A 25,587-nucleotide genomic window follows, 5' to 3' on the forward strand; every position below is an offset into this window, starting at 1 on the left:
TTGCGCAGGAAATCGCCGCCGAGGTGCTCGCTTCCATCCGGGACGGCCGATGATGGCGGACTCCCTCACCAGCGAGCGGCGGAGCTGGAACATGTCGCGTATCAGAGGGCGCGACACAGAGCCGGAAGTGAAGCTCCGATCGCTGCTGCATCGCGCCGGCTATCGCTTCCGCCTTCACGGCAGGAAGCTACCTGGACGACCCGATATCGTGCTACCGAGGTACCGGACGACTATCTTCGTGCATGGATGCTTCTGGCACCGCCACGAAGGATGCAGCAACGCAACGACCCCATCGACGCGGCCGGAATTCTGGAAGGTCAAGTTCGAGCGGAATGTTGCTCGTGATCGCGCCAACGCCGAGCGCCTCTCAGACCTCGGCTGGCGGGTGATTGTCGTCTGGGAGTGCGATCTGAAGAAGGATCCTGGAGGGGTTCTTTCGTCGATCAACAGGTCTCTTTGCGGAGACCACTGATGGCCGAGGATCACCGTCTCCCACCAAGCGCCGCTTGTCTCTCCGCATCCATGCGGGACCTGGGCTATTCGCTGGAGACGGCGGTCGCCGACCTTATCGACAACAGCATTTCGGCAGAGGCCACAAAGGTCGATATCGTATCCGAGATCGCGGTGGCGTCGCCCTATCTCGTGATCGTCGACAACGGGCGGGGCATGTCGCACTCCGAGTTGATCGACGCGATGAAACACGGGAGCGCCAGCCCGAAGACGAAACGCGGGGCGCATGATCTTGGCCGGTTCGGACTCGGCCTGAAGACCGCATCATTCTCTCAGTGCCGGAGCCTCACCGTCATCAGCCTGAAGAAGGGCCAACTCAGCGGTGCAGAGTGGAATCTCGACCGCATCGACCGCGAGGACGACTGGATTCTGTCGATCCTCAACGAGCGGGACATCGCCGCCCTGCCGCATGTCGATCAGCTTGCGGATCACGGCACGGTGGTCATCTGGCGTGAACTCGATCGGCTGTTTGAAGATGAGAGCGGAGGCCGCCGCGATGAGATCGTCAACGAGAAGCTCGATGTTGTCGAACGGCACCTCGGGCTGGTGTTTCATCGCTTCCTGTCAGGTGAGGTGAAGGGCCGCAAACGCATCGCAATCACCCTCAACGGGCATGCCGTTCAAGCGTTCGACCCGCTCTGCCGGAAGAACACGGCGACCCGTCACCTCCCCGAGGACTACGTAATCGTCGACGGCGAGACGGTTACTTTGCAGCCGTACATCCTGCCCCATCACAGCAACCTCACGGCATCCGAGTACGACTTCTATCAGAGCCGCAGCGACTTCATCTCTAACCAGGGCGCCTACATCTACCGCAACGGGCGTCTGATGGCCTGGGGCGACTGGTTTGGCCTGATTCCCAAAGGCGAAGCGACCAAGCTGGCCCGCGTTCAGATCGACTTCCCGAACAGCCTCGATGAGTCATGGACCATCGACATCAAGAAGTCCCGAGCCCGCCCGCCGCTGGCTGTGCGCGAGCGTCTGAAGCAGATCATCGGCCGGGTGACCGGGGCGAGCACGAGGGTTCATCGCGGTCGTGGACAGAAGCTGTTCGATGAAGTCACCGCACCCATGTGGGAGCGCTACGCCGATCACGGCCGCATCCGCTATGCAGTCAACGCAGGTCATCCCCTTGTTGAGCGACTCCGGGCGCGGCTGGGCGCAGACGACACAAGCCTTCTGGGCCTTTTGATCGACGCCGTCGGGGCCTCCATCCCGGTCGAGATGATCTATTCGGACTACTCCCTCCATCCGCGGGAAGTGTCTCAGACCCCCGACGAAAAGGTTGTAGCGCTGGAGCGACTTCGCGCACTCAGGGAAGCATTCTCTGATAACACTACTATCGGGGCCGGGGGATTCCGCGAAATCGTGCGTTCGACGCACCTATTCGATTCCCACATGGACCTCGCCGAGAAATTCATCGCCGAGGAGTTTGTATGAGTGTCAGCCGAACCGATCAGGAAAAGAACTTCATCAGTTCCCTCATCTCCGGGCTAGCAAACCGCTCCGATCCTCCAACCCGCGCCGATGTCGAGAATACGGCGAAGCAATTGGCGGCCGTCTTCGGCTACGCAGGTGACCTCACCAACATTATCGAAGAGGCGCTGATCGCCATTGACACTCGCATGGGTGCAGGCGTTTCGCTGATCGACAACGAGGCTGATCACGATGACGAGTGGGTCTACAAGCGCGAGATCGCCTGGACCTATTCAGACGCCTACGAAGAGTTCCTAAAAAAAGAAAAGTGGCACCCGACCGTGGTGCGCTCACTCAGCGACGTCGGCACCAGGATTCTTGGCCATCTTCAGGATCCGACCAGCGAGGGTTCGTGGAACCGCCGCGGCTTGGTGATCGGGCACGTTCAATCCGGCAAGACCGCCAACTACACAGGCGTCATCGCGAAGGCGGCGGATGCCGGGTATAAGTTCATCATCGTCAGCGCAGGCATCCACAGCAACCTGCGCAGACAGACGCAGGAGCGGATCGACGAAGCCTTTATCGGCCGCTCCAGCGACCCTGGAAACCGGATCACCATCGGCGTGGGACTGGGTGGCAATTACCCCCACCCGGCGACGCTCACTAACATCAACGACGACTTCAATTCGACGACCGCCGCGAAGAGCGGATGGAAGATCAACGACTTCAGCAAGCCGATAATCATCGTCATCAAGAAAAATGTCCGCACGCTGGAATCTCTCTTCAAGTGGCTGAAGGAACTGAACGCTCAGGGTGACGGCCGCATCGGCGACGTTCCGATGCTCTTCATCGACGACGAAGCGGACAACGCTTCGATCAACACCAACAAGCCGGACATCAATCCGACCAGGACAAACGCCATGATCCGGCGTGTCCTCGGACTGTTCACGAAGTCCTGCTACGTCGGCTATACAGCAACCCCATTCGCAAACATCTTCATCAATCCGGATGTCTATGACGACGACGTCCGGGAGGAGCTGTTCCCGCGTCATTTCATCTACAGCCTTGATCCGCCGAACACATACTTCGGGCCCAACAAGGTGTTCCTTGATGACGTCAGCAGCGCGACCATCGTCGAGACTATCCGGGACTGCGAAAACTTCATCCCGATGGGCCACAAGAACGGCGATTCCATTCCGGAGCTTCCGCCCAGCCTCTATGGCGCTCTGAACGAGTTCATCGTCGCACGTGCAATCCGCAACCTGCGCGGCCAGACCGCCAAGCACTGCACGATGCTGATCAACGTCTCGCGCTTCGTTGTCACTCAGCGCGTCGTCCGCGACTTCATCAGCGAGCGGCAGAAGAAGATTTTCGCCGCAGTCAAAGCGAACTACGCGAAACCCCTGCCGGCTTCTGAGACCGATGAATATATGCGCGGCCTCAAGGCCGCGTATGACACCCAGTACGCGGCCTGCGGCTTCACCTGGGTCGAGGTCCGAAAGGAGCTTTTCAGCACCTTCGATCACCTCCGGCTCTATGTCGTGAACAGCAAGAGTGACGAGCAGCTCGACTACAAGAATTACGAGAAGGAAGGCGTCGGCCTCACAGCCATTGCCATCGGCGGCCTCAGCCTCTCTCGCGGTCTTACGCTCGACGGGCTGACCGTTAGCTACATGTACAGAAACACGCGGATGTACGACACGCTTCTCCAGATGGGCCGATGGTTCGGCTACCGGCCGAACTTCGAGGACGTCTGCCGGGTCCATCTCTCCCGCGACTCAATCAATTGGTACGGCCACATCTCGGAAGCGACGGAAGAGCTGCGCGAGCAGATCAAGCGGATGCGGCGAGCCAAGATGACCCCCGAGCAGTTCGGTCTCTATGTGCAGTCGCATCCCGACAGTCTGATGGTCACCGCGGCCAACAAGATGCGCATGGGTCAGAAGATCACGGTCAGTCAGAACCTGACCGGCAAGCTGATGGAGAGCTGGAAGGTCCCCACCGCGCGAGGTCCGAACGAGGACAATGAGAAGCTGATCTCGAAGTTCTGGAGCGACGGTTTCGGCAAGTCGGTCACGCCAACCACCAAAGGCTGGGTCGTCCATGACGTCGATCAGGAGATCATGCAGGACTTCATCGGCGCATTCAAAATCCACAAGGACTTCGCGCCGATCAAGGCGCTGATCATGAGCTATCTCGACCAGATCAAAGACGTGCATCCTGTCGCCGACGTCCTTCTGATCTCCGGCGACAAGGGCGGCGAAAGCGAGACAGATTTCACGCTAGGCGCCCAGGAACGTGTGGCGTCGACGAAGGGCGTGAAGGATGGCGGTTGGATTCTGAACAAGTATCGCGTCGCCAGTCGCGGAGACGAGAAACTTGGCCTGACGCCGACGCAGCTCGCAGCAGCGGTTGCCAATGCGGCGGCGGATGAGGCCAACGAGAGCAAGGACAAAGCGCCGTCCGACTACCACTATCGCGTGGTGCGCAAGAAGCCGCTGTTGATGATCCACGTCCTGGCACCCACCGGAAATCCGGACGTCACAGGCCGCATTCCGGCCTTCGGCGTCAGCTTCCCCGACGGGCTATTCGGCCGGACGGTTGAGATCGTCGCGAACAAGCTCTGGATCGAACAAATGTACGGCCCGATGGATGACGATCCGGATGAAGAGGAGGACTACGATGAGTAGCCGCCTCCCCTGGGATGAGATCGGAATACCAACGACAGACTACACCGTCCGCAAGGTCGCAGCGCCTGGCGTCACCCCCCTATTCTGGGGCCGGGATACGAGGGGGCGCTGCCTTCTCATCGTCGAACTCGAAGGCGATTTCGCGGAGGAGTTTCGACGCGGCGTCGTGGATCTTTACGGCATCAAAGTCGATCTCCGTGAGGGCGAATTACCCGGGCAGCAGCGTCTTGTCCTGACGCTTGATCGCAACGTTGATCAGGACCTATTTGCAGGCCTCTGCCAGACACTGATCAATGCCCTCGAACCCGCCACCGCGTCGCCGGAGGCTCTTGCCGTCAGTCTGACGCATATCCGCCGCTGGCGCGCGTTCCTCGCTGCGCGCAAATCGCGCCGGCTCTCCGACGAGGAGGTTCGCGGCCTCTGGGCCGAACTCCAGTATATGCGCGCGCTCTATGCCCGACGGCTGACATCGGCCGCGACCGTCGATGCCTGGACGGGCGACGACAAGATTCAGCAGGACTTCATCTTCGGCAACACCGCGGTCGAGGTGAAATCGCTCTTGGGTTGCGATCGGAACACGGTGCGGATTTCATCTGAAGATCAGCTCACGACCGTCCTCGACGACCTGTTTCTTGTGACGCACAAACTTACCGCCGCTGCCGACAATTCCGACGCACTTTCGCTGAACGCGCTGGTGGAGGTGATCGAAAGTGAACTTGGCGACGGCGATGCGCTAGAGCAATTTTCACAAAAGCTGGCGGACTTCGGCTATCTGCCGATCGCCGCCTACGATACGCCCGAATTTGTCGTAGCGGATCGTCAAACCTACCGTGTCGAGGGGGCGTTTCCGCGCCTAGTCCGGGCCGAGCTCCCCAATGGCGTGACGCGCGTCTCATATGAAATCGAACTCGAAGCGATCAAGGATTTCGAGACTGACGATGACGAGGTGCTGAAGGAGGGCTGAGTGGAACTGACGGCGGAGGAGTTCTTCCACGACTTCCGGCAGGAGATGCTCGCCGGTGCGGAGGCGAACAGCACCTTCCAACTCATTGCGTTCATGGAGGGGGTCGGCGACGAGCTGGTGGAGACCGGCTTCGTCGAAGGCTTTGAGTTCTGCCACTACCGCGCCCAGCGCGGCATGCGTGTCGATGGCTACTGGTTCGACGACGAGGGAGGCCTTGACCTTTTCGTGGCCGATTTCGAGTGTCGGCAGGAGCTTGCCTCGCTCACCCGCACCGACGTTGAGGCGGCCTTCAAACGTCTCACCTCCTTCTTTGAAGCCTCCCTCCGAAAGGATCTGGCCAAGGAGCTGGAAGTCACCTCGCCGGAATACGGCCTCGCCCGCCAGATAGCAGACCGAAAGGGGCAGCTCCGGCGGATCAATCTGATCCTCGTTTCGGAACGCACGCTCAGCGACCGGCTTCAGAGCATGCCCGATGGTGAAGTCTGCGGCGTGCCTGCCAGCTATCATATCTGGGACATCTCGAGGCTCTTCCGCCAGCGCAGCTCACGCAGCCACAAGGAGGCGCTCGATCTGGACTTCGAGGCGATGTTCAGTGCGGGCATCTCTTGTCTGCCGGCGCACCTGGGGTCAGACGCCTATCCGTCGTATCTCATCGTCATGCCGGCCGACGTTCTGGCGACGCTCTACGGAAAATTCGGCGCTCAGCTTCTTGAGCAGAATGTGCGCTGTTTTCTCCAGGCCAGGGGTAAGGTCAACCAGGGCATCCGGGCGACGATCATCGACGCGCCTTCGATGTTCTTCGCGTACAACAACGGCATCACTGCCACGGCGCAGAGCGTCGAGACGAAGAAGGGGCCGGAGGGCCTCGCCATCACCCGGATCGTTGATCTCCAGATCGTCAACGGCGGCCAGACGACGGCGTCTCTCTTCCACACGAAGCGGCGCGACAAGGCGAAGCTCAACGGTATTTTCGTGCAGATGAAGCTGTCGGTGATCGACACCGAGGAGAGCGACACGGTCGTCCCGCTCATCTCGGAATACGCCAACACCCAGAACCGGGTGAACGCGGCGGACTTCTTCTCCAACAGCCCGTTCCACGTGCGCATGCAGGACTTCTCGCGCCGTCTCTGGGCACCCGCGCAGCAGGGCGCGCAACGCGAGACGAAGTGGTTCTATGAACGTGCGCGCGGGCAATACGCCGACGCGCAGGCCAAGCTGACGCCGGCGGAGCAGCGACGCTTCAAGGCTGAAAATCCCAAGCCTCAGATGTTTACGAAGACCGACCTCGCGAAGTTCGAGAACGTCTGGGATGACCATCCGAAATGGGTGAACCTCGGCGCGCAGAAAAACTTCGCCCGCTACGCCGCGCGGATCGGGGCAGAGTGGAAAAAGTCGTCGGACGGATTCAACGAGTTCTACTTCAAGCGCATCGTTGCCCGCGCGCTCATCTTCCGAGCCTGCGAAAAGCTCGTCTCGGCTCAGCCTTGGTATAACGGCGGCTACCGCGCCAACATCGTCGCCTACACGCTGGCCGTCATAAGCGAGATCGTCCGTCGTCAGGGCAAGGCAGTCGACTGCGGCCGCGTCTGGAACGCTCAAGGCATCAACGGCACCTTTGAACAGGCGTTGGCTGATATCTCCAAGGCGGTGAACGAGGAAATCATCCGGCCGCCTGCGGGCATCTCCAACGTCTCCGAATGGTGCAAAAAGGACGCCTGCTGGGCGGGTCTACAGGGCAAGCTCGACAAATTCGAGCAGCTCCTGTCAGAGGAATTCATCGACGAGCTGTTGTCGGCTGAGGATCGCGCCTCGAAGTCTCAGAGCGCGAAGAAGACCCAGAAGATCGACAACGGCATCGAAGCCCAGCGGCGCGTTCTCGGGATTGCAGCGGATGAATGGGCCAAGGTTCACCAAGTGCTTTCAACCCGCAAACTGCTCTCGACTAAGGAGGCGGGAATCCTCGGCATCGCCATGCAGATGCCAGCGAAGATCCCGACCGAGAAGCAGTGCGCCGTGCTTATCGAGACGCTCGAGAAGGCGCGCCTTGAGGGAGTGTCGCTTTAAGAGCGCAACTCCGTCTCGTTTAGTCTGCATTTTCCCGACGCTCGTTTATGATGCGCGCATGTTTATGGCGGCAAGAACCGCCATATAGAATCCACGAATCCAGCGCCCTTACCTTGGTGGCATCGTGGTTGGTATGGGTTTGGAGCGTGGGTGGAAAGCTCAATAATTACAATGCGAACCAAAATCAGTTGACCATCGAGTGGGAGTGAGGGCTTCGACCGACGCTTCCGATCGATCGGGTTCCACAGGCGCCCGATGTTGAAGCCATATTGGATAACCACGACAGAGCCGATGTGCCTCGGTTACGGCGTCACCGCTCGGTCGGTCGACGACGCCGAGACGCAATTGAGGCGCGTGCTCGCAGACGATCATGCCATCACAAAGATTACACTGCTGCACGATATCCGATCGCTGGATCAGAACCACGTCGCGTGCAACATGGGAAACATGCTTCGCCGGGGCATCTGGTATCCGCTCGGATATGAAAATCCGATGGACTGACGCCGCGCCGCACGCCCTGCCCCATCACATCCCCGTGACCACCGGCTCCCCGGCCTTCTGCCAGCCGATGATGCCGCCGCCGAAATGCGTGCTCACGTCGCGGCGGCCGAAGAGGCGGGCCTGCTCCATGGCGTTCACCGAGCGCTTGCCGGAACGGCAATAGACCACGACCTTCTGGCCCTCGGCCGGAGCCGGAATCTTGCTCGGATCGAAGGCTGACAGCGGCACGAACAAAGCGCCGTCGATATGGCCCTGGGCGTATTCGTCCGCCTCGCGCACATCGACGAGAATGATCGATTTGTCGGCGATGCCGCTCTTCAGATCGTCGAGGCTGATCTCGCTATACCACTCGGCCATTTCGCTCTTCCCAAAATCTCTGCGCGGCCACGCGGGCTTTGGCCGCAGCCGCAAAGGCTCGGGCAGCGGCTTGAAGCGTCGCGCGGGCGCGTTAGGTGGCAAGCCCTCGGGGGCGTTGTTTCCGCCATTTGACACAGGAGCTCCACAAATGTCCAGGAATGCATCGCTCGCGCTCGCGGCCACTGTCGCGCTCGTCGTCGCGGCCTCGCCCGCCTTCGCCGAAGTGCAGATGTTCAAGGGCGATCTCTCCGGCGGCGCGGAAAATCCGCCGAGCGCGAGCAAGGGCGTCGGCTCCATCGCCGTCACGTTGGATCCCAAGACGCGGAAAATCAGCTGGAAGGGCTATTTTGTCGGCCTCGAGGGCCAGGAGCTGAAGGCGCATTTCCACGGTCCCGCCAAGGCCGGCGAGAAAGCCGCGCCGGTGCTGCCGGTCGAGGCCGTGGAGGAGACATTCCAGGGCTCGGCGACGCTCGACGCCAAGCAGGTCAAGCAGCTCGAGGACGGCCAATGGTATTTCAACATCCACTCGGCCAAGCATCCCGAGGGCGAGCTGCGCGGGCAGCTGAACCGCGTCCGGTGACGCCCTGCCCTATTGCGGATTCTCGAGGCTGAAGGTCTGCGCGCCTTCGTCATAGGCGAAAATCTCGCCATAGCGGCCCCAGGTGGTGACGCTACGCAGCGTCATCTCCGCATAGTCCTCGCTCATATAATCCTCGAGCTCCTCGCGGAAGCGGGTGGCCGGCGCGTAATGCGACGGCCGCTCGTCCAGCACGCGGCGGATGCGCTGCGCCAGCGGCACATAGGCGAGCAAATGGTCGCCGAACAGCTTCTTGCGCTGGTCGACGTCCATTTCCGCGAAGCGCTTGCCGGCCGTCGTGAGCTTTATGTCGCCTTCGGCGAGCTCGGCGAAACGCAAGAGCTGCAGCGTTTCGGCGACGGGGAAGAGATCGTCGATCTCGAGCTGCAGGCTGTCGGCGAGCGCAGGGAGATCGGCCTTGCCGTCATAGGGCGGCGCGGCGACCTCCTCGATCATGCCGGCGAGCGTGTTGGTGGAGACCGTCGGCAGCGCCATGCCGAGGCCGAGCCCGGGGAAAGTCCCCTCGCGCTTGGGCGGCTCGGCGCGGCGCGTCATCAGCGCGTAAATCTGGTCCACGAGCTGGCGGAACTCGGGATCGAGCCGATTGCGCGGATGCGCCAGCGTCACGCGAATTTCCGCGGCGATGCGGCCCGGATTGGAGGAGAGCACGACAATGCGGTCGCACATCAGCACCGCCTCCTCGATATTATGCGTCACCATCAATATCGATTTGATCGGCATGCGGCCTTCGACCCACAGATCGAGGAGATCGGTGCGCAAGGTCTCCGCGGTCAGTACGTCGAGCGCCGAGAAGGGCTCGTCCATCAAGAGAATATTGGGCGCGACGACGAGCGCGCGCGCAAAGCCGACGCGCTGGCGCATGCCGCCGGAAATCTCCTTGGGAAAAGCGTTCTCGAAGCCGTCGAGACCGATGATGTCGATCGCCTTCAGCGCGCGGCGGCGCGCGTCCGCCTCGCGCACGCCCTTGGCGCGCAGGCCCAGCTCCACATTGGCGAGCACGGAGAGCCAGGGAAACAGGGCGAAGCTCTGAAACACCATGGCGACGCCATCGACCGGGCCGGCCACCTTCTCGCCGCGATAGAGAACGTCGCCCCCCGTCGGCCGCGCCAGGCCGGAAACGATGCGCAGCAGCGAGGATTTGCCGCAGCCGGAACGCCCGAGCAGGCCGACGATCTCGCCATCGTCGAGCCGCAGCGAGATATCGTCGAGAACGAGCGGGCCTTTTTCGCCGGAAGAGCGGCCATAGGCCTGGAAGACATTGCGGAGCTCGAGCAGAGGCGCTTTCGTCGCGGACATGGCGGAACCCTTCAGGACAGGCGCAGGCGCCGTTCGACGAAGCCGAACAATTGGCGCCAGAAGAGACGGTTGAACAAAATGACGACGACGCTCATCAGCGAGACGCCGAGCACGATCTTCGGATAGTCGCCGGCCGCCGTCGCCGCGGCGATATAGGCGCCTATGCCCTGCGCCTCGATCGTGTCGTCGCCCCATTTCACATATTCGGCGACGATGGAGGCGTTCCAAGAGCCGCCCGAGGCGGTGAGCGCGCCGGTCACATAATAGGGGAAGATCGCCGGCAGAATGACATTCTTCCACCAGGTGAAGCCGCGAATGCGGAAATTCGCGGAGACCTCGCGCAGATCGTTCGGAAAGGCCGAGGCGCCGGCGATGACATTGAACAATATGTACCATTGCGTGCCGAAGATGATCAGCAGCGACAGCCATATGTCGGGATCGAGCCGGAAGGTGAGAATGCCGACCACCGCTATGGGGAAGAGCACATTCGCCGGAAAGGCCGCCAGAAATTGCGCCAGCGGCTGAATCTTCTCGGCGATGCGCGGACGCAGGCCCACCCAGACGCCGATCGGAACCCAGATCAGCGTGGCGAGCGCGATCAGCACGACGACACGGATCAACGTGTAGAAGGTCAGCAGCAGCGCATGGCGAAGCTCGTCCAGGCTGACGGCGCTGCGCACGAATTCGAACACGAGATAGAGCGAATAGAAGAACACCGCGCCGATCGCCGCGAACCAGACGATATCGAAGAGGACGGAGGCCCGCCGGCTCTGCGGCAGGCGCGGCGCCGCAAAGGGCAAGGCCATTTTCCAAAGCGAAGCGCGGCGCAGCAGCGAGGCCGGCCAGGAGGCCGCGACGCGCAGCCAGCGCGTGCGCACGAAGAGATCGCGCACCCAGCTCTCGGCTTCGTCCTGCGAGGCGGAGAGCTCGACGCGGAACTTGCCCGAGAAGGCGACGATGGGCCGAAACAGCAATTGGTCATAAGCGAGAATGATGAGCGCCACCGCGACCACCGCCGCCACGACGCAATCGATGCGCTTGCTCTCGATCGCGAGGGCGAGATAGGAGCCGACGCCCGGCAGACGCACATTCACGTCGCCGACGGTGATCGCCTCCGAGGCGACGACGAAGAACCAGCCGCCGGACATGGACATCATCATGTTCCAGATGAGGCCCGGCATGGCGAAGGGCGCCTCGAGCTGCCAGAATTTCTGCCAGGCTGTGAGACCGAAGCTCTTGGCCACCTCGTCGAGATCGCGCGGCACGGTGCGCAGCGACTGGTGGAAGGAGAAGGCCATGTTCCAGGCCTGACTGGTGAAGATGGCGAAAATCGCCGCGCCCTCCGCGCCCAAAGTCGAGCCGGGGAAGAGGCCGAGGAAGAAGGTCACGGTGAAGGAGAGAAAGCCGAGCACCGGCACCGACTGCAGCACATCGAGCAACGGCACGAGGATCATCTCGGCGCGCCGGCTCTTGGCGGCGAGAGTGGCGTAGACGAGCGTGAAGAGCAGCGAGAAGCCGATCGCCGCGAACATGCGCAGAGTGGTGCGCAGGCCGTAATAGGGCAGCGCCGAATAATCGAGCGACAATTGCGCCGTCTCGGGCGCCTCGAGCGGCAGCGCCATGCCGCTCCAGCCGAAAGCAGCGAGCGCGAAAACGCCGAGGACGAGCGCGAGGGCGACGATATCCCACAGATTGGGCAGAGTGCGGCGGCCGAGCGAGGTGAGCGCGACGAAATTATTGAGCATGAACGACCGGCTTTCGGCGAAGCGAGGCGCAGAGATGGCCGGCGGCTGGGGCTCCGGCGGGAGAGCATGTCGCACAGCCGGATATCGCCGTCACCTCCCGAAAGACGGGAATCGAGCGGCCCCTACGCTACGCGTCGCCGTCCAATGGCCAAGCCAGATGACAATTGCGTGTCGCCGCCGAGCGGGATCGCGGAAAAGCGGTTTCCGGCCGGCTCAGAAATGATTGGGAAATGAATTCCGAGCGCTCAGCGCGCCCCCATGGGCGCGGCGCGGGAGTCGCGGCGGGCCTCTCCCTTGGGCAGAGAGCCGGTCGGCGCGGGATCGATGCGCGCGCTGTCGAGCCGATCGAGCCTTTGCTCGAGCCGCTCCAGCCGCGAGGCGCCCGAATCGCGCGCCGTCTCCAGCGCGCGCAGCCGCGCCCCGGCGCGCAGCGCCTCCTCGTCATGGCGTAGCGATTCGATCAGCGCCCGCGTCGCCCGCGCCTCGTCCAGCAGGCGGGCGATCTCGCGACGCTGCTCGAGCCCGAAGGAGACTTCCGGCTTCCAGTCGAGCGCCTTGGCGAGAGTCTGGCCGTCTATGCTCTGCGCGGCCTGCAGCGCATTTTTGACGCCGGTGCGCGAGCCCAGAGAAAAGCCGGCCGCCGCGCCTGCGCCGATCGATACGGCGACGACGACGAGAAGCCGGGACATTCGGAGGCCATTGGGCCGCGAAGGGGGCGCTGCGCGGCGCGCTGCCATCGACATGAGAGACCTCCTGAGCGACGCCGAGGCGATGTCTCAGTGGTCCGAGTGTCCGCGCCCATGGTTAATGGCGCGTTAAGCGCGAATGGCCGCCGGCGCGAGACGCGTCCGACGGCCGGAACGATGCGTTTCGAAGAGCGCTTCGTCAGTGCGCGCGCTGCTTCATGGCGCGATGCGGAATGTCGCTATAGGGCGCGATGCCATGGCCGCCGACCGAGGAGCGCCACTGATTATTGTAGGAGCGGCCTTGGCTGGAGGAGGAGCGGCCTTGGCTGGAGGAGGAGCGGCCCTGGATCGCCGAACGGCCCTGCGAGCCGCTCTGGCCGGCGACGCGCGCCTTGCCGGGGGCCTTGCCATATTTGGAATATTTCTGAGACGACCAGCTTCCGCCCGCGGCGGAGGAGCGGCCTTTCGCCGCCTTGGAGGCGCGCGAGCCCGGATAGTCCTGATAACGAGCCTTGGCGATATCTGAGGCCGCGCCGGCGGCGAGCGCCGGAGCCGCCGAGGGCAAAGCAAGCGCCGGAGCCGTCATCGCCGGTAGAGAGATGGCCAGCAATCCGAGCGCGACCGCGCCCATTGTCAGATTCGTGAGGTTCATTTGCACACTCCCGTATCGCGAGCCCTGCGTGAGGTCCCGCGGCGGCCCCCCAGGGCGTCACAACGTGCGGGACGCGGGTCGGTTCCCTCGGCTCTCGCCGCGCCCCGCCGCGCTGGAGCCCACCCGAAGGGGCGGCGGAGCGCAAGATTGCAAGTGGAGGCGACGCTACCTATAGTCCGCGCCAATTCCGGCCGCGATCATCAGGTAAAGAGCCGGAGCCCCGCAAAGCCCAAGGGAAGCCCCAAATCATGCTGGAAGGCCTGCGCATCGCCTCGCAACATCGGATCGGCCGCATCATCCTCGGGCTCGTCATGGGCTTTATCGCGCTGAGCTTCGCGGTGTGGGGCATAGGCGACGTGTTCCGCGGCTTCACCTCCACGCGCCTCGCCAAGGTCGGCGCGGGCGAGATTTCGGTCGAAGCCTATCGCAGCGCCTATCAGAACGAGCTGCGCCGCCTGCAGCAGCGCGCCCGCCGCGCCATCACCAATGAGGAGGCCCGCCGCTTCGGCCTCGATCAGCAGGTGCTGCAGCGCATGATCACCGATCTCTCCCTCGACCAGAAGACGAAGGCGCTCGGCCTCGCCATCTCCGAGGACGAGACCTTGCGCCTCACCCGCGACGAGAATGTCTTCAAGGGGCCGACCGGCAAGTTCGACTCCGACCGCTTCAAGCAGCTCATTCGCGACGCCGGCTATACGGAGCGCAGCTTCCTCCTCGAGCAGAAGGGAAGCTATCTGCGCAAGGCGCTGACCGATTCCATCGTCTCCGGCCTGGAGCCGCCGCGCCTCGTGCTGGAGGCGCTGCATCGCTTCCGCAACGAGGTCCGCGAGATCGACTACTTCCTGCTCCCCGCCTCCGCCGTCGGCGAGATCGCCAAGCCGAGCGAGGAAGAGCTGAAGAAATATTTCGCCGATCGCGAGCAGAGCTTCCGCGCCCGCGAATATCGCAAGCTCGCGCTCCTCGCCGTGACGCCGGCCTCGCTCGCCAAGCCGCAGGAGGTCGCCGAGGCCGATGTCCGCAAGCTCTATGACGAGGTGAAGGCCAAGCGCTACGGCACGGCGGAGAAGCGCCATTTGCGCCAGATTCTCTTCGCCTCCAAAGACGAAGCCGAGAAGGCGCTGGAACGTCTGAAGGGCGGCCTCTCCTTCGACGCGCTGGCGGGCGAGCGCAAGCTTTCGCAAAAGGACATAGACCTCGGCCTGCTCGAGGCGCATGACCTCGGCGACAAGCAGATCGCCGAGAAAGTCTTCGCCCCGCGCGAGCCGGGCTTCGTCGGCCCCATTCAGACCGCCTTCGGCGCGGCGATCCTTCAGGTCGAGAAGATCATCCCCAGCGTTTTCACGCGCAGCTATGAGGAGGCCGCCGACGAGCTGCGCCGCGAGATCGCGCAGGAGCGCTCGGCGCCGTCCGTGCGCAAGCTGCATGACGCGATCGAGGATCAGCGCACCGGCGGCAAGACGCTGGCCGAGGCGGCCAAGGCCGCCGGCCTCGATGTCGCGACGATAGAGGCTGTGGATTCGACCGGCCTCGACCCCGCCGGCAAGAACGTTCCCGGCCTCTTCGGCTCCGAGGACATATTGAAGGCGGTGTTCGCCTCCGACGTCGGCGTCGACAATGACACTGTGCCGACGCGCGACGGCGGCTATGTCTGGTTCGAGATCGCCAAGGTGGAGCCGGCGCGCCAGCGCAGCTTCGACGAGGTGAAGGAAGCCGTCGAGACCGCTTTGCGCGGAGAGAAGCAGCAGAAGGCGCTGACCGAGCGCGCCGATGCGCTGACCGCGGAGCTGCGCGGCGGCAAGGCGATAGAGGATGTCGCCAAGGGCGCCGGCGCCGAGGTCCGGCATGTCAGCGATGTGAAGCGCGCGCCGCATCAGGAGCTGTCGACCGCGGCCATCGTCGCCATTTTCGACGTGGCGTCCAAGGGCGCCGGCTCCGCCGCCGTCGATGGCGGGCGCCTCGTCTTCGAGGTGAAGAGCGCGTCGACGCCGGCCTATGATCCCGCCTCCATCGAGGCGAAGGCGGCGGCGGACCAGCTGCGGCCGGCCTTCACCAATGATATTCTCGAGCAATATGTCGGCGCGCTCGAGAAGGTCTTCAACGTCTCGATCAACGAGCATGCGTTGCAGGCGGCGACCGGCGGAGCGGAACAGAACCAGTGAGCGCATTGTCCGAACCTTCGTTCGACGAATTCGCCGCCGCCCATGAGACCGGCCGCGCGTCGCTGGTGGCGACGCGGCTCGTCGCCGATCTGGAGACGCCGGTCGCGGCCTATCTGAAGCTGACGCGCGCGCGGACGGCCAATGTCTTCCTGCTCGAATCGGTGGAGGGCGGCGCCGCGCGCGGCCGCTACTCGATGATCGGGCTCGATCCAGACGTCGTGTTCCGCATCCATGGCGAGAAGGCCGAGATCAATCGCCGCGCGCTGCGTGACGCGAATGCTTTCGAGCCCTGCGCGAAACCGCCGCTCGATGCGCTACGCGAGCTGCTCGCCGAATCCGAGATCGACGAGGTCGCGCATCTGCCGCCCATGGCGGCGGGCGTGTTCGGCTATCTCGGCTATGACACTGTGCGGCTGATGGAGCGCCTCGCCCCGGCCAAGGACGATAAGATCGGCGTGCCCGACGCGATCTTGCTGCGGCCGACCGCCATGGTCGTCTTCGACAATGTGCGCGACGAGATCATCGTGGTGACGCCCGCCCGCCCGGCGGCCGGCGTTTCCGCCCAGGCCGCCTATGAGGCGGCGCTCGCGCGGCTCGATTTGGTGGTCGCGACCTTGGAGGCGCCGCTCGAGCAGCGCGAGGCGGAGGCCGATCCGCATCTTCTCGCCGAGGAGCCGGTCTCCAACACGGCGCCCGAGCGTTTCCTGGAAATGGTCGAGCGCGCCAAGGATTACATTCGCGCCGGCGACATCTTTCAGGTCGTGCTGTCGCAGCGCTTCACCGCGCCTTTCGCTCTGCCGGCCTTCGCGCTCTATCGCGCGCTGCGCCGCGTCAATCCGGCGCCCTTTCTGTGCTTTCTCAATTTCGGCGACTTCCAGATCGTCTGCTCATCGCCGGAGATTCTGGTGCGCGTCGCCGAGGGCAAGGTGACGATCCGCCCCATCGCCGGCACGCGCTGGCGCAGCGCCGTGAAGGCGGAGGACGAGCGCCTCGCCGCCGAGCTTCTCGCCGATGAGAAAGAGCGCGCCGAGCATTTGATGCTGCTCGATCTCGGACGCAATGACGTCGGCCGCGTCGCCGCGACGGGAAGCGTGCGGGTGACGGACAGCTTCACCATCGAGCGCTACAGCCATGTGATGCATATCGTCTCCAATGTGGAAGGCGCGCTCGATCCCGCGCGCGACTGCATAGACGCGCTCGCCGCCGGCTTTCCGGCCGGCACGGTCTCCGGCGCGCCCAAGGTGCGCGCCATGGAGATCATCGACGAATTGGAGACGGACAAGCGCGGCATTTATGGCGGCTGCATCGGCTATTTCGGCGCCGGCGGGCAGATGGACACTTGCATCGTGCTGCGCACGGCGATCGTGAAAGACGGAAAGATGCATGTGCAGGCGGGCGCCGGCGTCGTCTATGACAGCGATCCCGATTACGAGCATCGCGAGACGGTGAACAAATCCAAGGCGCTGTTCCGCGCCGCCGAGGAAGCCGTGCGCTTCGCAACGCGCGCGCGGCGCGGGCAGTAGAGCCGGAGCGAAAGAGGCGGCGCGTGACCGAGCATACGCTCTATGAGGAGGCGGACGACCCTCACCGGCCGATCCGCCTCGGCGACGCGGGCGCGGCCGGCCAATCGGCGCGCTGGGGCCATATGCTCACGCTGTTCATGCGCGTCATGGCGCTGTTCTGGCTGCTCCAAGGCGTGATGCAATGGGTCATCGTGCTCACCGCGAGCAAGCCCATATTCGACGAGACGCCGACCAACGCCGCGATCGCCGTCGTGTTCTTCGCCGTGCTCGATCTCGTCGCCGGCGTCGGCCTCTGGCTGGCGACGCCCTGGGGCGGCGTGCTGTGGCTGCTCATCGCCGGCGCGCAAATCTTCGTGACCTTGAGCGTGCCGGGGTTTTTCGCCGGCGGCTATTGGCTCATCGCCCTCGATCTCGCGCTCATCGGCCTCTATTTCTTCCTCACCTTCGAGGCCGGCCGCGATTATGAGGCCCAGCGCCTGCGCGAGAAGCGCCGCCGGCGGCGCGGTCCCGAGGCCGAGGCCGTCGACGGCCGCTTCAGCCGCCTGCAACGGCAGGCGCGCGCGCTTCTCGCCCGGCTCGGCCGGTGAGGCGCGCGGCCCACGCCGCGACACGGCTAATACAATTCTAACGATTTGATTCACCACCCATTTACCGCATCGACGGTAGTGGAAGTAAACGACGGATTCAGGCTGTTGTTTAAAGCGGTCTTCATTCGCGGCGGATAGGTTCTGGTCCATCGAGACACGGACCGGACTTTCGAATATCCGGCGCAAAAGACGAGACGGAGCTTGTTCATGAATACGGCGTCGAAGACCGAGGCGGCGCAGGTCCGCTCGGAGAAGATCAACGAAATTCGTCCGATCTATCTCGAATCCCTCACTCTGGTGGAGCGTCTGCACCGCCGGCTGCTCGATGTCATCAAAGACGAGTTCGACCGCCGCAATCGCGGCGACGTCAATTCCGTGCAGGCGCTCCTGCTCTACAATATCGGCGACAAGGAGCTCACCGCGAGCGAGCTGCGCACGCGCGGCTATTATCTCGGCTCCAACGTCTCCTACAATGTCAAGAAGCTCGTCGAGATGGGCTATCTCCACCACGCCCGCTCGCGCGTCGATCGTCGCTCCGTGCGCATCAGCCTCACGCCCAAGGGCAAGGAGGTTCATGATATCGTCGCAGCCCTCTACGAGAAGCATGCGACCACGGTGGAGCAGATCGGCGGCGTTTCCACCGCCGAGTTCCGCACCGTCAACACCGCCCTGACGCGCCTCGAGCGCTTCTGGACGGATCAGATTCGCTATCGCCTCTGACGCTTCCTCCTCCTAGACTTTCTCCGCTCCACTCGGGCGATCTTCGCTTCACGCGTCGATCGCCCTTTTTCTTGGCCGCATATCGCGGATTCCTGGCCGAATGTCGCGGATTTCTGCTATGAGGAACCGTCGCGGACGTCACGTCGATAGCGAGGCCTCTTCCATGCGCTGGTCGCTCACGCTCGGCTCGTTCAAGGGCACGGCCGTCCGCATTCACATCACTTTTCTGCTGCTGCTCGCCTGGATCGGCTTTTCCGCCTATCGCAGCGGCGGCGTGCAAGCAGCGCGCGACAGCGTGATCTTCATCACGCTCATTTTCGCCTGCGTCGTGCTGCATGAGTTCGGTCATATTCTGATGGCGCGGCGCTTCGGCATTCTCTCGACCGAGGTCACGCTGCTGCCGATCGGCGGCGTCGCCAATCTCGACCATATGCCGGAAAAACCCTCTCAGGAATTGCTCGTCGCGCTCGCGGGGCCTGCGGTGAACATCGTCATCGCCACGGTCCTATTCGTTGCGCTCGGCGCCTTCCAGCCGGAGACGCTGACGCAGCTCGACGATCCGCATCTCAATGTCCTCGCGCGTCTCGCCGCCGCAAATCTGTTTCTGGCGCTGTTCAACATGATCCCGGCCTTCCCCATGGACGGCGGCCGCGTGCTGCGCGCGGCGCTCGCAATGTGGCTGCCGCGCGGAAAGGCGACGCGCATCGCCGTCTCCATCGGCCAGGGCTTCGCCTTCGCGCTGGGCTTTTTGGGGCTGTTCGGCAACCCCATGCTCGTCTTCATCGCCATTTTCGTCTACATCGCCGCCAGCGGCGAGGCGCAGATGACCGTCGCGAGTGAGGCCGCGCGCGGCCTCACCGTCGCCGACGCGATGGAGACCCGCATCGCCGCTATTGCCTGGGGTGCCGACCTCGGCGAGGCGGTCGAGACTCTGCTCGCCACCTCGCAGGATCAGTTTCCGGTGGTCGCGGCGGACGGCCGCTTCATGGGTCTGCTCGACCGCTCGGACATAATCGAGGCGCTGAAGGCCGACGACCGCAGCGCGCCGATCGCCCCCCATGTGCAGCGCGACGCCCCCACCGTGAGCGCGGCCGCGCCGCTCGACGAGACGATCGAAAAATTCGCCGGCGCCTCGGCCATGGGCGTGCTGGGCGCCGATGGCGCGCTGGTCGGCCTGCTGACGCGCCAGAGCATCGGCGAGATCATGCTGATCGCCAATCTGCGGCCGGACTGGCGGCTGGGCCGGCGCGGCTAGAGGAGCCGGCTCCCCAGCCGAGCGGGCGCGAATGAATTGACTTGAGCGGCCGAAGAGCCGAAAAAATCGAGCCGCGGTGGGAGAGCAAGCCCACGCCGCCGAGAACCGGACCCAAGCGCGAATGACAAAAGTCACGCTCATCGACAATTACGACAGCTTCACCTTCAACCTCGTGCATTATTTCGGCTCGCTCGGGGCCGAGGTGACGGTCAAGCGAAACGATGCGGTCTCGGTCGCCGAAGTGCTCGCCGCCGGCCCGGAGGCCATCGTGCTCTCGCCCGGCCCCTGCACGCCCAAGGAGGCGGGCATCTGCCTCGATCTCATCGCGGCGGCCTGGGCGAAAATTCCGATCTTCGGCGTCTGCCTCGGCCATCAGTCCATCGGCCTGTCCTTCGGCGGCGATGTGATCCGCGCGCCTCTACCGGTGCACGGCAAGATGGCGACGATCCTCCACAAGGGCGAGACGATCTTCCGCGGCATAGAGGGGCCGTTCCAGGCGACGCGCTATCACTCGCTGATCGTCGCGCGCGAGACTTTGCCCTCCTGCCTGCGCGTCACCGCCGAGACGCCGGATGGGCTCATCATGGGCCTCTCGCATGAGAGCGCGCCCGTGCATGGCGTGCAATTCCATCCCGAGAGCATCACCTCGGAGCATGGGCACAAGATTTTGCGCAATTTCCTCGATCTCGCGCAGGAGTGGAACGCGACGCGACGCCCCGCCAAAGTCGCGTGAATCGCTGCGAGCCTGAAGGCTCGCGGTCCAGAGCCCGCCTTGGACCGCGAGCCTTCAGGCTCGCATCCTTCAACCGAGATCTTCGGCCGTGACCGACCTCAAGCCCTATCTCGCCGCCCTCGCCGCCGGCGCGACGCTCTCCCGCCAGGAGGCGCGCGCGGCGATCTCGACCGTGCTCGAAGGCGGCGCGACGCCGGCGCAGCTCGGCGCCTTTCTGATGGGCCTGCGCCAGCGCGGCGAGACGGTGGACGAAATCATCGGCGCGGCGGAGGCCATGCGCGCGGCGATGGCGCCGGTCGCGGGCGCGGAAGATGCGATCGACATTGTCGGGACCGGCGGCGACGGCGCCGGCACCTATAATGTCTCGACGCTCGCGGCGATCATTGTCGCCGGCTGCGGCGTGCGCGTCGCCAAGCATGGCGGAAGGGCCGCCTCCTCGCGCTCCGGCGCCAGCGATGTTCTGGCGGAACTCGGCGTCAAGGTCGGCGTCACGCCCGAGCATGCCGCAATTTGCCTCGCGGAAACAGGTATTTGCTTCATGGCGGCGGCGACGCATCACCGCGCCATGCGCCATGCCGCGCCAGTCCGCGGGGAACTCGGCCTGCGCACGATTTTCAACCTGCTCGGCCCGTTGTGCAATCCGGCGCGGGTGGAAAAGCAGCTGCTCGGCGTCTCCTCGCGCGCGCTGCTCGAGCCGCTGGCGCGCGTCTTGGCGGAGCTCGGCTCCAAGCGCGTCTGGCTCGTCCATGGCGAGGACGGGCTCGACGAATTGACGACGACCGCGCCCTCTCATGTCGTCGCGCTCGAGGACGGCGCCGTCCGAAGCTTCGCGGTGACGCCGGAGGAAGCAGGCTTGGCGCGGGCGGAGCCGCAGGCGCTCGTCGGCGGCGATCCCGCCCATAACGCCCGCGCGCTGCGGGCCGTGCTGGCGGGGGCGCGCGACGCCTATCGCGATATCGCCGTGCTCAACGCCGCGGCGGCGCTGACGGTGGCCGGGGCGGCGGCCGATCTTCGCGAAGGTGCAAATCTCGCTGCTGGGGCGCTGGACAGCGGCGCCGCGCAGGCGAAGCTCGAGGCGCTCATTCGCGTCTCCAATGCGTGAAGGCGCCGCGCCGCCCGAAAAGCCTGCCGCGCGGCCGCGCTGGCGGGAAATGCTTCGTGTCCCTCCTGTCTTCGTGGTAGAAAACCTTTCGAAAGGCGCGAAGGATCAAAAGCGGCATGACCGACATTCTGAGCAAGATCGAAGCCTATAAGCGGACCGAGATCAACGAGGCCAAGGTGCGCATGCCGCTGGCGACGCTCGAGCGCAATGTGCGCGACCACGATCCTCCGCGCGGCTTCGTCCATGCGATCGAGGCCAAGCTCGCGGAAGGGCGCATCGCGCTGATCGCGGAAATCAAGAAGGCGAGCCCGTCCAAAGGCGTGCTGCGCCATGATTTCGATCCGCCGGCGCTGGCGCGCGCCTATGAGGCCGGCGGCGCCGCCTGCCTCTCGGTGCTGACCGACGGCCCCTCCTTCCAGGGCAAGCTCGAGGATCTCGAGGCCGCGCGCAAGGCGGTAAATCTGCCGGCGATTCGCAAGGATTTCCTCTACGATCCCTATCAGGTGTTCGAGGCGCGCGCCCATGGCGCCGATTGCATTTTGATCATCATGGCCGCCGTCTCCGATGAGGAGGCCGCGCGCCTCAACACCACTGCGCATGATCTGCGCATGGATGTTCTCGTCGAAGTGCATAATGAGGAAGAGCTGGATCGCGCGCTGGCGCTGGAGACGCGGCTCATCGGCGTGAACAATCGCAATCTGCATACGTTCGACGTCACGCTGGAGACGACAGAGCGGCTCGTCGAGCGCATTCCCAAGGACAGGATCATCGTCGCGGAGAGCGGCATAACGAGCCATGAGGATTGTCTGCGGCTCGAGAAGGCCGGCGTCTTCACATTCCTCGTCGGCGAGAGCCTCATTCGCAAGGACGATGTGACGACAGCGACGCGCGAGCTGCTGCATGGCTCGGTCAAGGGCGATCACAGGCGGGCGCGCGCATAGATGCTGACGCATCTCTCGAACAAGGGCGAAGCGCATATCGTCGACGTCTCCGACAAGGCGGAGACGAAGCGCGTCGCCATCGCCCGCGGACAGATCGTGATGGACGCCGCGACGCTCGCTCTCGCGGTCGAGGGTCAGGCGAAGAAGGGCGACGTGTTCGGCGTCGCGCGCGTCGCCGGCATTATGGCGGCCAAGAAGACGCATGAGCTGATCCCGCTCTGCCATCCCCTGCCCGTCACCAAGATCGCGGTCGATCTCGAGCCGGACGCCAGCCTTCCCGGCGTGCGCGCGACGGCGGAAGTTTCGGTCACGGGCAAGACCGGCGTGGAAATGGAGGCGCTGACCGCGGTCGGCGTCGCTTTATTGACGATCTACGACATGCTGAAGGCCGTCGATCGCGGCATGCGCATCGAGGGAATCGAGCTGGTCGAGAAGCGCGGCGGACGCTCTGGCGAATGGCGCCGCGACGAAATGGACAAAAATGGCTGACGACAAATTGCTGTCCGTGGACGAGGCCCTCGCCCGCGTGCTCGCCGGCGTGACGCGGCTCTCGGGCGAGGAGGATGTTCCGCTCTTCAAAGCCCTCGGCCGCACTTTGGCGAAGGATCTCGTCTCGCGCCGCACGCAGCCGCCGGTCGCGGTCTCCGCCATGGACGGCTATGCGCTGCGCGCCGCCGATCTTTCAGCGCCCGGCGCGCGTCTGAAGCTCGTCGGCGAGAGCGCCGCGGGCCATGGCTATCACTTGGCCCTCGGCGCCGGCGAGACCGTGCGCATCTTCACCGGCGCGCCGGTTCCCGAGGGCGCGGATACGATCCTCCTGCAGGAGGACGCCACGATCGACGCCTCCGGCGTCGGCGCCGCCTCCCCGCCCCCGCCCGGCCGGCATATTCGCGAGCGCGGGCTCGATTTTCGCGAGGGCGATCCCGCCCTCTTCGCCGGAACGCGCATCGGCCCCAGCGAGCTGGCGCTCGCCGCCGCCATCAATCATCCGCTGCTTCCCGTCGCGCGACGCCCGCGCGTGGCGCTGATCGCCTCGGGCGACGAGCTGGTTCCGCCCGGCGCCGAGCCCGGCCCGGCGCAAATCATCGCCTGCAACGGCTATGCGGTGGCGGCCATCGCCGAAGCCGCTGGCGCCGAGGTGATCGATCTCGGCATTTTCCGCGACGACATCGCCGAGCTGGAAAAAGGCCTGGAGCAGGCGCGCGCGGCCAAGGCCGATATTGTGGTGACGCTGGGCGGCGCCTCGGTCGGCGATCACGATCTGCTGCGGCCGGCCCTCGCCCGCCAGGGCATGGCGCTCGATTTTTGGCGCATCGCCATGCGGCCGGGCAAGCCGCTGATCCATGGAACGCTGGGCGAAGCGCGCATTCTGGGCCTGCCGGGCAATCCGGTCGCGGCTTTCGTCTGCGCGCTGGTCTTCCTCGGCCCGCTCGTTCGCGCGCTGCAAGGCGATCCGCGAGCGGGGGCGGACGAGACGGAGGCCGCCGTCGCCGGCGCGCCGCTGAAGCCCAATAAGGGAAGGCGCGACTATATGCGCGCGACGCTGACGCGCGACGCCCAGGGGCGGCTCGTCGCCACGCCGCAGGCCTTGCAGGATTCCTCGCTGCTGACCGAGCTGGCGCGCTCGCAGGCGCTGCTCATCCGCGAGGCGGGCGATGGCGCTGTGGCGGCTGGCGGCGCGTGCCGGATTTTGAGGTTGCCGGGGGCGTTCGTCTCTTGGGACGCACGGACCTAAAATCCCCCTCATGCTGAGGAGGCGCCGCAGGCGCCGTCTCGAAGCGCGAGGGGCTCGAGAAGGCGGAACCGAATGGCTCCGCGTGCTTCGAGACGCCCGCTTCGTGGGCTCCTCAGCATGAGGGAGAGTCGGCCGCTATGTGAAGGGGCATCTACAGCCCAGTCTTTTACTGTCATTCACTCGGCACGGATATCGCGCAGGCGATAGTCGGTGGATGGCAGGCCGATTTTCCTGCTACAATCCAATCGCCATCGTCAGCAGCAATTGCGAGAAATTTCTTTTGGGAGCCGATTGGAGACCTCCGGTCGAGTTAGCGCAGCCAATCCCACGGGCGGTGAAAAAGAGCCCGTTTTATGTCGCTATGCTTCGTATGCAGATGTTGATCTGCTTCGGAGTAGCGATCGGAATGCCCGGGACCACTGCGTATACGAAGTGGCAAACATATCTTCTGCAAACACGCGGCCTTTCGGCCGAAGGGCATGTGATAGGAGTTTTAGATCACACCAAGCGACGTCAGGCATTACATTCGCTGTCTTATGAGTTTCAGATCGCGTCGGGCAAAATCGTCCAAGGTTGGGATGATGTCGGTCGGAATTATTTTGATCAATTGTCCACTGGATCGCTCGTCGAAATCATCTACGACCCGCAAAAGCCCGAGCGCTCGGCTATTCGTTATCCGGGAATGGAAAAAATTTTCGTCTTCTATCGTTCTTTCGAATTTACCCTTCCGATAGCCATCGGCGCTCTTGCCGTTTACGGCGCGACTGTCTGGCTGTGGCGACGTCAATATTCGCGAGAGGCGCGGCTACTGAGAAACGGCGAAGCGGTTCCTGCAATCGTTACAAACATTCGACGGCGGTCATTCAATGGCTCTTACTGGATTATTTTCGATTATCGCCTGCGAGACGACGGCCCCAATCATCCGGTAACGAAATATAGGATCGGCTCCCGCACAGCGTCTGAGCTGGAAGATTATGTTCGCTCGGCGACAGACCAACCTGTCGCACTGGTCGACCCCCTCGATCACAGCCGCAGCCAGTTGTATGTGCGGGGATATGGCATCGCGACGCTGATCTAAAATGTCTTGTTCGATTGCGAGCCTCGGGCTCGCATTCGTCGATCGGGCGCGCGCGGCCAGCCTTGCGGCAAAAATCGGACGCGCCGAGGTCAGCGCGCCCCGAAAAACCGGAACATGAGCGGAACATCGCCACCCATTCCCCCTTATCGCAATGTGTCGACATCGCGCCCACCGCGAGCGCGGCCGGGACGCGACCGTATGGGAATCGCCCGCCGGACGCGATATCCCGCCGCCGGCGCCGCCCTTCGGATTTTCTTCGCTTTTCCACTGCCTTT

23 protein-coding genes are annotated in these 25,587 nt (G+C 64.0%); 18 read left to right on the forward strand and 5 right to left on the reverse strand.

The genetic code is table 11. The features are described from left to right. The first annotated feature begins 52 nt into the window (after nt 1-52). The 6 genes from METLW3_RS0113365 (at nt 53) to METLW3_RS0113390 (ending at nt 8,145) form a co-directional block, all read left to right on the forward strand. Nucleotides 53-472 (forward strand): very short patch repair endonuclease, encoded by a 420-nt coding sequence (locus METLW3_RS0113365; RefSeq protein ID WP_024880398.1) that lies wholly within the window; start codon nt 53-55, stop codon nt 470-472. Beyond that, nucleotides 472-1,950, forward strand: coding sequence for an ATP-binding protein (locus tag METLW3_RS0113370; protein WP_024880399.1), 1,479 nt, complete (start codon nt 472-474; stop codon nt 1,948-1,950). Before METLW3_RS0113365 ends, METLW3_RS0113370 begins: the two co-directional genes overlap by 1 nt. Continuing rightward, a complete protein-coding gene (locus tag METLW3_RS0113375; RefSeq protein WP_024880400.1) occupies nt 1,947-4,616 on the forward strand; it encodes a Z1 domain-containing protein in 2,670 nt (889 codons plus the stop codon). The genes METLW3_RS0113370 and METLW3_RS0113375 overlap by 4 nt, the downstream gene beginning before the upstream one ends. Then, a complete protein-coding gene (locus METLW3_RS0113380) occupies nt 4,609-5,580 on the forward strand; it encodes a PD-(D/E)XK motif protein (protein ID WP_024880401.1) in 972 nt (323 codons plus the stop codon). Before METLW3_RS0113375 ends, METLW3_RS0113380 begins: the two co-directional genes overlap by 8 nt. Beyond that, nucleotides 5,581-7,644, forward strand: a complete 2,064-nt coding sequence (locus METLW3_RS0113385) for an AIPR family protein (RefSeq protein WP_024880402.1) — start codon at nt 5,581-5,583, stop codon at nt 7,642-7,644. Nucleotides 7,645-7,899: 255 nt separating this feature from the next. Next, a complete protein-coding gene (locus tag METLW3_RS0113390) occupies nt 7,900-8,145 on the forward strand; it encodes a hypothetical protein (RefSeq protein WP_024880403.1) in 246 nt (81 codons plus the stop codon). 24 nt (nt 8,146-8,169) lie between these two features. Here METLW3_RS0113390 and METLW3_RS0113395 read toward each other — a convergent pair whose 3' ends face one another. Further along, complete coding sequence (locus METLW3_RS0113395) at nt 8,170-8,502, reverse strand: rhodanese-like domain-containing protein (protein WP_024880404.1); 333 nt, start codon at nt 8,500-8,502, stop codon at nt 8,170-8,172. Nucleotides 8,503-8,650: 148 nt separating this feature from the next. Between METLW3_RS0113395 and METLW3_RS0113400 the strand changes: the two genes are divergently transcribed. Further along, nucleotides 8,651-9,082, forward strand: a complete 432-nt coding sequence (locus METLW3_RS0113400; RefSeq protein ID WP_024880405.1) for a CHRD domain-containing protein — start codon at nt 8,651-8,653, stop codon at nt 9,080-9,082. Nucleotides 9,083-9,091: 9 nt separating this feature from the next. On the opposite strand, the gene METLW3_RS0113405 is transcribed toward METLW3_RS0113400, so the two are convergent. From METLW3_RS0113405 to METLW3_RS0113425, 4 genes are all read right to left on the reverse strand, one after another. After that, the gene (locus tag METLW3_RS0113405) at nt 9,092-10,396 is read right to left on the reverse strand and encodes a nitrate/sulfonate/bicarbonate ABC transporter ATP-binding protein (RefSeq protein WP_024880406.1); all 1,305 of its coding nucleotides are present in this window, start codon (nt 10,394-10,396) and stop codon (nt 9,092-9,094) included. An 11-nt stretch (nt 10,397-10,407) separates the two neighbouring features. Further along, nucleotides 10,408-12,141 (reverse strand): ABC transporter permease subunit, encoded by a 1,734-nt coding sequence (locus METLW3_RS0113410; RefSeq protein ID WP_024880407.1) that lies wholly within the window; start codon nt 12,139-12,141, stop codon nt 10,408-10,410. Between the two features lie 245 nt (nt 12,142-12,386). Further along, nucleotides 12,387-12,884: a hypothetical protein gene (locus tag METLW3_RS0113420; RefSeq protein WP_024880408.1), complete on the reverse strand. Its 498-nt coding sequence runs from the start codon at nt 12,882-12,884 to the stop codon at nt 12,387-12,389. A 142-nt stretch (nt 12,885-13,026) separates the two neighbouring features. Then, a complete protein-coding gene (locus METLW3_RS0113425; RefSeq protein WP_024880409.1) occupies nt 13,027-13,479 on the reverse strand; it encodes a hypothetical protein in 453 nt (150 codons plus the stop codon). Between the two features lie 248 nt (nt 13,480-13,727). Between METLW3_RS0113425 and METLW3_RS0113430 the strand changes: the two genes are divergently transcribed. The 11 genes from METLW3_RS0113430 to METLW3_RS28245 all read left to right on the forward strand — a co-directional run bounded on the left by METLW3_RS0113430 (nt 13,728) and on the right by METLW3_RS28245 (nt 25,312). Then, complete coding sequence (locus tag METLW3_RS0113430) at nt 13,728-15,638, forward strand: SurA N-terminal domain-containing protein (RefSeq protein ID WP_024880410.1); 1,911 nt, start codon at nt 13,728-13,730, stop codon at nt 15,636-15,638. Nucleotides 15,639-15,643: 5 nt separating this feature from the next. Further along, complete coding sequence (gene trpE, locus METLW3_RS0113435; protein WP_024880411.1) at nt 15,644-17,161, forward strand: anthranilate synthase component I; 1,518 nt, start codon at nt 15,644-15,646, stop codon at nt 17,159-17,161. A 23-nt stretch (nt 17,162-17,184) separates the two neighbouring features. Further along, nucleotides 17,185-17,748: a DUF6163 family protein gene (locus tag METLW3_RS0113440; protein ID WP_024880412.1), complete on the forward strand. Its 564-nt coding sequence runs from the start codon at nt 17,185-17,187 to the stop codon at nt 17,746-17,748. A 207-nt stretch (nt 17,749-17,955) separates the two neighbouring features. Further along, a complete protein-coding gene (locus METLW3_RS0113445) occupies nt 17,956-18,468 on the forward strand; it encodes a MarR family transcriptional regulator (protein WP_018266040.1) in 513 nt (170 codons plus the stop codon). A 163-nt stretch (nt 18,469-18,631) separates the two neighbouring features. Then, nucleotides 18,632-19,723 carry a site-2 protease family protein gene (locus tag METLW3_RS0113450; protein ID WP_024880413.1) on the forward strand — a complete coding sequence of 364 codons (1,092 nt, stop codon included), beginning with the start codon at nt 18,632-18,634 and terminating at the stop codon, nt 19,721-19,723. Between the two features lie 121 nt (nt 19,724-19,844). Continuing rightward, entirely contained in the window at nt 19,845-20,456 is a 612-nt protein-coding gene (locus METLW3_RS0113455; protein WP_024880414.1) for an aminodeoxychorismate/anthranilate synthase component II, read from the forward strand. An 88-nt stretch (nt 20,457-20,544) separates the two neighbouring features. Further along, complete coding sequence (trpD, locus tag METLW3_RS0113460) at nt 20,545-21,558, forward strand: anthranilate phosphoribosyltransferase (protein WP_024880415.1); 1,014 nt, start codon at nt 20,545-20,547, stop codon at nt 21,556-21,558. 116 nt (nt 21,559-21,674) lie between these two features. Continuing rightward, nucleotides 21,675-22,499: an indole-3-glycerol phosphate synthase TrpC gene (gene trpC, locus METLW3_RS25575; RefSeq protein ID WP_036308914.1), complete on the forward strand. Its 825-nt coding sequence runs from the start codon at nt 21,675-21,677 to the stop codon at nt 22,497-22,499. Beyond that, nucleotides 22,500-22,988 (forward strand): cyclic pyranopterin monophosphate synthase MoaC, encoded by a 489-nt coding sequence (gene moaC / locus METLW3_RS25580; protein ID WP_026598935.1) that lies wholly within the window; start codon nt 22,500-22,502, stop codon nt 22,986-22,988. Beyond that, a complete protein-coding gene (gene glp / locus METLW3_RS0113475) occupies nt 22,981-24,234 on the forward strand; it encodes a gephyrin-like molybdotransferase Glp (RefSeq protein ID WP_024880416.1) in 1,254 nt (417 codons plus the stop codon). Before moaC ends, glp begins: the two co-directional genes overlap by 8 nt. Before the next feature lie 214 nt (nt 24,235-24,448). Beyond that, on the forward strand, nt 24,449-25,312 hold the full coding sequence (locus METLW3_RS28245; RefSeq protein WP_157516565.1) for a DUF3592 domain-containing protein: 864 nt from the start codon (nt 24,449-24,451) through the stop codon (nt 25,310-25,312). Nucleotides 25,313-25,587 lie beyond the last annotated feature (275 nt).

Source organism: Methylosinus sp. LW3 (assembly GCF_000527115.1).
Lineage (GTDB): Bacteria > Pseudomonadota > Alphaproteobacteria > Rhizobiales > Beijerinckiaceae > Methylosinus.